The organism is Haladaptatus sp. W1, from assembly GCF_001723155.1.
Lineage (GTDB): Archaea > Halobacteriota > Halobacteria > Halobacteriales > Haladaptataceae > Haladaptatus > Haladaptatus paucihalophilus.
Genome location: NZ_MEIH01000213.1, coordinates 1 through 2,263 on the forward strand (window position 1 = coordinate 1; position 2,263 = coordinate 2,263).

2 protein-coding genes are annotated in these 2,263 nt (G+C 64.0%); both read left to right on the forward strand.

Annotated elements, in window-relative coordinates:
• Positions 1-978 (forward strand): TIGR04053 family radical SAM/SPASM domain-containing protein (locus BG842_RS10065; RefSeq protein ID WP_069450638.1); only part of this gene is annotated, 978 nt, incomplete at its 5' end.
• An 861-nt stretch (positions 979-1,839) separates the two neighbouring features.
• A partial coding sequence (locus BG842_RS10070; RefSeq protein ID WP_394327472.1) for a helix-turn-helix transcriptional regulator occupies positions 1,840-2,263 on the forward strand: 424 nt, incomplete at its 3' end.

Consider the following 2,263-nt stretch of genomic DNA (forward strand, 5'->3'; position numbering starts at 1 on the left):
CCCGGCGAACTCTCGACCGCCGAGGGCAAGGAACTGCTGGACGAAGCACGCCGGTTCGGTGACGGGCAACTCGTCGTCCTCTCGGGCGGCGACCCGCTGATGCGCGACGACGTGGAAGAACTCGTCGCGTACGGAACCGAACGGGGACTCGGGATGACGCTCACCCCCAGCGGGACGGCCTCGCTGACGAGCGACCGTATCGAGGGGTTGTCGGACGCGGGGTTGCGCCGCGTCGCGCTTAGCATCGACGGCAGCAGCTCCGAAGCCCACGACGAGTTCCGCGGCGAGGAGGGGAGTTTCGAATCAACGGTTCGGGCGGCCCGCGCGATTCGAGACGCCGGGATTCCGCTTCAGATCAACACGACCGTCTGTGCCGACACCGTCGACGAACTGCCCGCCCTCCGCGACCTCGTCGCCGATCTCGGGGCCGTCCTCTGGTCGGTCTTCTTCCTCGTCCCGGTTGGTCGCGGGGCGGTGCTCGACCCGATTTCACCCGAACGAGCCGAAGGGGTGATGGAGTGGCTCCTCGACGCGAGCGAGACTGCCCCGTTCGGCGTCAAGACGACCGAAGCACCCCACTACCGGCGGGTCGCGCTCCAACGCGAGCGGGCGGACGCCGGAACCGCGGCGCCCGCATCGGACGACATCGGCCGTCGCACCGGAATCCGTGCCGGAAACGGATTCGTCTTCGTGAGCCACCTCGGCGAGGTGTACCCCTCCGGCTTCCTCCCGGACGCGGCGGGCAACGTTCGGGACGAGTCGGTGGTCGAACTCTACCGGGATTCCGAGGCGTTCCGCCGCCTCCGCGACCCGGACGCGCTCAAGGGGAAGTGCGGAGCGTGTCCGTTCCGCACCGTCTGTGGCGGCAGTCGGTCGCGTGCGTTCGCGTACACAGGTGACGCGCTTGAAAGCGACCCGCTGTGTCCGTACGTGCCGGACGGCTACGACGGCCCGCTCCCACGGCAATCGACCCGTTGAGCCGCCGACTGATCGCTGCTCGCGACCACCCATCGAGTTTTATCGCTAACCGCATCGTTTGCGTGTTCACTGCCGCCCACTCCTCATGACCCAACTCTTCACGAGGATCTCCTCTCTCCGGGTCACACCACGGATCCACGGTTGCCGCTCGCTCCTGGAACGCACAGCGCCGCTCTCGGCTCACCTCACTCGCCACTCGCCGACACTCCGCTTCTCGCTTCGAATCTTGGGATCTATCCCACCGCGCTCGCGTTCGTTTGATCTCCGTTTCTCGTGCCATCAACCGCTCTTCTGCCGCTAACGTCAGTCCACGAGCAACCACATCTGAATGATTCGTATCCACCTTCCCTTGGATCGTCTGTGCAACCGACGGCCGCAGCTCGGGGTGTCTTCTCAACCCGCTCGAATTGCTCTTCGTCACATTCAATTGCCTGTTCGTCAACCGAAACTCCTTTCTCGATAGTGTATTTACTGCTCATTGGAACTCTACCAGTTCCGAAGGCGCGTCTACAACCGCGTCTTTTCCAACCTTCGCTACACACGAGTCACAACTCTGCACTACACAACACATGAAGAATGGACGGGCCATGCCTATCGCTCGACCTCCGCCTGAAGACGGAGGTATGCGCTATCGATCTATATCAGTGATCGGTTTCGATGGGCGTGCAGAATACAGTGCGCAATTGCAGCAAGTGGTGACTGCCACGGTACCGCGACTGAGGTGCGTCGCCACCATCGGGGCGGGCTGGGAAGCAGGCGGCGGACATGCAACTTGATCCTCCCAAGACCCTCACGTAGAGCCAGAGCCGCCCGTCTCTCCCCACGCCGAAACGCTATGCTACTCGCCACCCTACATTGCATATGAGCCCCGGTATCGACAACATCCAGTTCTTGGCTACGTCGGCCCACCGAGCCGGCGTCCTCGAAGCGTTGCGCGACGGACCGACCGACCGTCAAGAGTTGTGTGAGACTACCGGTGCCTCCTCGCCGACCGTCGGACGGGTGCTCGCCGACTTCAGCGAGCGTCGATGGCTCGTCAGGGACGGCCCCACGTATGGACTGACCCTCCTCGGCGAGTACGTCGCCGATCGGTTCCTGGCTTTCCGGGACGCAATGGAGATCGAAGAGAAGCTCCGCGACGTCTGGCACTGGCTGCCGGTGGAGATGCCGGGCTTCTCCGTCGATCTCTTCGCCGACGCGGTGGTTTCCTACCCCGGGGCAGGGTACCCCTACGAGCCCGTCGAGCGTCTCAGCCAGCTCATCGCGTCTACCTCGTCGTTGCGCG